The 4,354-nt window shown below is 67.8% G+C and carries 4 protein-coding genes and 1 riboswitch; all 4 genes read right to left on the reverse strand.

All coding sequences use genetic code 11. The annotated features are described in order from the left end of the window. Positions 1-85: 85 nt before the first annotated feature. Positions 86-1,504, reverse strand: coding sequence for an adenosylhomocysteinase (ahcY, locus tag DPV74_RS39330; protein ID WP_027788633.1), 1,419 nt, complete (start codon positions 1,502-1,504; stop codon positions 86-88). 32 nt (positions 1,505-1,536) lie between these two features. Continuing rightward, positions 1,537-1,662: riboswitch (S-adenosyl-L-homocysteine riboswitch) on the reverse strand. Positions 1,663-1,761: 99 nt separating this feature from the next. After that, positions 1,762-2,496: an RNA polymerase sigma factor FliA gene (locus tag DPV74_RS39335; protein WP_006484033.1), complete on the reverse strand. Its 735-nt coding sequence runs from the start codon at positions 2,494-2,496 to the stop codon at positions 1,762-1,764. A gap of 22 nt (positions 2,497-2,518) precedes the next feature. Next, the gene (locus DPV74_RS39340; protein ID WP_027788634.1) at positions 2,519-3,337 is read right to left on the reverse strand and encodes a flagellar biosynthesis protein FlhG; all 819 of its coding nucleotides are present in this window, start codon (positions 3,335-3,337) and stop codon (positions 2,519-2,521) included. Continuing rightward, the coding region (gene flhF / locus DPV74_RS39345; RefSeq protein ID WP_119339149.1) for a flagellar biosynthesis protein FlhF at positions 3,330-4,354 on the reverse strand (1,025 nt) is incomplete at its 5' end. The genes flhF and DPV74_RS39340, both read right to left, overlap by 8 nt.

The following is a 4,354-nucleotide window of genomic DNA, read 5'->3' on the forward strand; positions in this document are numbered from 1 at the left end:
CGGCAGCCGGCGATCCCGCGCCGTGCCGCCGTACCGGGTGCGCGTCGGCGACGCGCGCACGGCACCGCGGCGGCGGCGCATCGGATCAGTAGCGGTAGTGGTTCGGCTTGAACGGGCCGTCCTTCTGCACGCCGATGTACGAAGCCTGCTCGTCGGACAGCACGGACAGGTTCGCGCCGATGCGCGCGAGGTGCAGGCGCGCAACCTTTTCATCGAGATGCTTCGGCAGCACGTACACCTTGTTCTCGTACTCGTTGCCGCGCACGAACAGCTCGATCTGCGCGAGCGTCTGGTTCGCGAACGAGTTCGACATCACGAACGACGGGTGGCCGGTCGCGCAGCCGAGGTTCACGAGGCGGCCTTCCGCCAGCAGGATCACGCGCTTGCCGTCCGGGAAGATGATGTGGTCGACCTGCGGCTTGATGTTTTCCCACTGGTACTGGCGGGTCGACGCGACGTCGATTTCCGAGTCGAAGTGGCCGATGTTGCAGACGATCGCGTTGTGGCGCATCGCCTTCATGTGATCGTGGTTGATCACGTGGTAGTTGCCGGTGGCCGTCACGAAGATGTCGGCCTTGTCGGCCGCGTATTCCATCGTCACGACGCGGTAGCCTTCCATCGCCGCCTGCAGCGCGCAGATCGGATCGATTTCGGTGACCCACACGGTCGCGCCCAGGCCGCGCAGCGACTGCGCGCAGCCCTTGCCCACGTCGCCGTAGCCCGCGACGACCGCGACCTTGCCCGCGATCATCACGTCGGTCGCGCGCTTGATGCCGTCGACCAGCGATTCACGGCAGCCGTACAGGTTGTCGAACTTCGACTTCGTGACCGAGTCGTTCACGTTGAACGCCGGGAACGGCAGGCGGCCGTCCTTTTCCATCTGGTACAGGCGGTGCACGCCGGTCGTGGTTTCCTCGGTCACGCCCTTGATGTGCGCGAGGCGCGTCGAGTACCAGGTCGGGTCCGCGTCGAGGTGCTTCGCGATCGACTTGTACAGCGCTACTTCTTCCTCGTTGGTCGGCTTCGCGATCACCGAACGGTCCTTCTCGGCCTTCGCGCCGAGGATCAGCAGCAGCGTTGCGTCGCCGCCGTCGTCCAGGATCATGTTCGCGAATTCGCCGTTCGGCCATTCGAAGATGCGGTGCGAGAACTCCCAGTATTCGTCGAGCGATTCGCCCTTGAACGCGAACACCGGCGTGCCGGCTTCGACGATCGCGGCAGCCGCGTGGTCCTGCGTCGAGAAGATGTTGCACGATGCCCAGCGGACGTCGGCGCCGAGCGCCTTCAGCGTCTCGATCAGCACGCCGGTCTGGATCGTCATGTGCAGCGAACCCGCGATGCGCGCGCCCTTCAGCGGCTGCTGCGCCTTGTATTCGTCGCGGATCTGCACGAGGCCCGGCATTTCGGTCTCGGCGATGTTCAGTTCCTTGCGGCCCCAGCCGGCCAGCGCCATGTCGGCGACGACGAAATCGTTGGAAGCCTTGGAATCGATAATGGCGTTCATCACGCCCTCCTTTCTAAAAAGTTTCTAGATTGGTGACGTGAGCGCCGTTCAGGAAGCGGGGCCGGTGCGACGGTCGCGATACGCGCGCCGCACGGCTGCTTGGTGAAGCTTTCCGAGCCTGGCGGACGCAGAGGTCCGTCGCAACGCTCCTCGGAAAACGGAGGGGATTGTAGCAAATCGGCGCGCGGAATGCGCACACGGATGCAGATGCCGAACACGCGCCGTCGACGCGCGCGGCCGTCAGGAACGGTAAAGGGTCAGGATTCCGCGCCGACCCACGCCTGTTCGCGCAGCCGCGCGCGCAGGCGCGCGACGGCCTGGCTGTGCAGCTGGCATACGCGCGATTCGCTCACTTCGAGCACCGCGCCGATCTCGCGCAGATTCAGACCCCGTTCGTAGTACAGCGACATCAGCAGCTTCTCGCGCTCCGGCAGCCGCTCGATCGCCTCGACGAGCGCTTCGCGCAGGTGCTCGTCGAGCAGTGCCGACAGCGGGTCCGCGTGGTCGACGCGGTAGCGGTCGAGGAACGGCTCGTCGTCGGCCGCGCGGTCGAAATCCTCGTAGTAGATCAGCTGGCTGCCGTGCAGGTCCTGCAGCATCCCCTGGTACTCGTCGAGCGGCATGTTCAGGTGCTGCGCGATCTCGGTCTCGCTCGCCGAGCGGCCGAGATGCTGCTCGACCTGGTGCACCGCGTGCTCGACCTCGCGCGACGTCTTGCGCAGGCTGCGCGGCAGCCAGTCGTTGCTGCGCAGCTCGTCGAGCATCGCGCCGCGGATGCGCTGCGTCGCGTAGGTCTCGAACTGCGCGCCCTGGTCTTCCTTGTAGCGGCCGGCCGCGTCCATCAGGCCGATCATGCCGGCCTGGATCAGGTCGTCGAGGTCGACGCTCGCCGGCATCTTCGCGACGAGCTGCAGCCCGAGGCGACGCACGAGCGGCGCATATTGCGCGAGCACGTCGGCCTGGGACATCTTTCCTTGAGCGTTGTACATCATGGCTCTCTCCTTCCGGTGGCACTCACGCGGCGTGTGCCGCGCCCGCCTCATACGACGGCTTGCCGCCCGCGTGCACGGCGCGGCCCGCACCCGAACGCGGGCGCATCGGCCAGTACAGCAGGTCGGCGGCAATCTGCCGGTAGTCGCGCGCGGCGGCCGACGACGGGAACGCGTCGACCGCGGCGCGCGTCAGCTCGCGCGCATGCTCGACGAGCGGATCGGCGCTCACGCAGCCCGCGTCGGCGATCGACACCGTCAGGTAGCGGCTCGCGACGCCCGCGAGGTTGTCGAACGCGACCTTCGCGTCCGCGTGGCTGCCGACGTGATTGGTCAGCACGCGGAACTGCGCGAACGCATGCGCGAAATGCAGCCGCTTCATGCACGCGTATGCCTCGGTGATCGCCTGCGCCGCGACCCGCGTCACGACCAGCACGTCGTGCGCTTCGCGGGCGAGCGCCGAGAACGAACCGTCGGCGCCGAGCTGCGCGTCGACGAGGACGATGTCGGCCGGCCCGTCGATGAAATCGCTGAGCTGCGCGTCGGTGTAGCCGGCGCGCGCGAGCCGCGCGGCGGCGCACAGGCCGAAGCCGGCCGCGACCCGCGTGCGTTCGCCGTCACGCAGCCACGCGCCCGCGAGCGTCGCGCTGGCCGAATGCACGTCGGCGCGCTCGTCGACGACGAGCACATCTTTGCCGAGCGACGCGAGCGCCGCCGCGAGATTCACGACGGTGGACGTGCAGCCGACACCCGCCGGCCCGCCCGTCACCGCGACGATGCGCGACGCGCGCCCGGCCAGCAGGCGCCGCAGCCCTTCGGCCTGGTCGATGATTTGTTTATCCAAATCGCACCTCGTGCAGCTCGGCGGTGGAACGTGCGGTCAGTGCGGAAAGCAGCGTCGGCATGTCCTCGTCTTGCGGCACGAAGGGCGAGCCGTCGCGCGGCACACAGAACGCGCTCTTCAGCAGGAATCGGGTCGATGCGACGTACAGGTTCTCCGGCACCTTCTGGCCGGTCGACACGTAGTGGATCGGCAGCTTGTAGCGGATCACCGTGTCGAGCACGCCGCCGAGGTGGGTCGCCTCGTCGAGCTTCGTGAGGATGCAGCCGGCCAGGTCCGGATGCTCGCCCGCGCTGCGGTACGCCTGCACGACTTCGTTGAGCGTGTCGCCATGGCTCGTCGCGTTGAGCAGCAGCAGGCGCTGCACCGGCGCGTTCGCGCCGTGCAGCATCGCGATCTGGTCGGATACCGCGCGGTCGCGCTGGCTCATGCCGATCGTGTCGATCAGCACGATGTGCTTGTTGCGCAGCTCGGACAGCGCGAGCGCGAGATCGCCCGCATCCTTCACCGCGTGCACGGGCACGCCGAGGATCTTGCCGAAGATGCGCAGCTGTTCGTGGCCGCCGATCCGGTAGCTGTCGGTGGTCAGCAGCGCGACCTTGCTCGCGCCGAAGCGCATCACGCAGCGCGCGGCCAGCTTCGCGGTGGTGGTCGTCTTGCCGACGCCCGTCGGCCCCATCAGCGCGAACACGCCGCCGCGCTCCATCAGCGCGTCCTCGCTGTCGAGCACCGGCAGGTTCGCCGCGAGCACCGACTGCGCCCATTCGGCCGCCTGCTCGAAGCTCTGCGCGCCGTCGCCGGACGGCATGTTGTCGACCAGCATCCGCACGAGCTGCGCGGAGAAACCGGCCGAGAACAGGTGCTTCGTCAGCGCGCCATGCACGGCGCTGCGACGCTGGCGGTCGTGCCACATCAGGCTGTCGAACTGCTCTTCCATCATCCCGCGCAGCTCGCCGAGCTCCTGCATCACCGTGTCATTGACGATGCGCTCGATGCGCGACTTCACCGCATCGGCCACCG

It is taken from the genome of Burkholderia sp. HAN2018, assembly GCF_024704855.1.
Classification (GTDB): Bacteria; Pseudomonadota; Gammaproteobacteria; order Burkholderiales; family Burkholderiaceae; genus Burkholderia; species Burkholderia cepacia.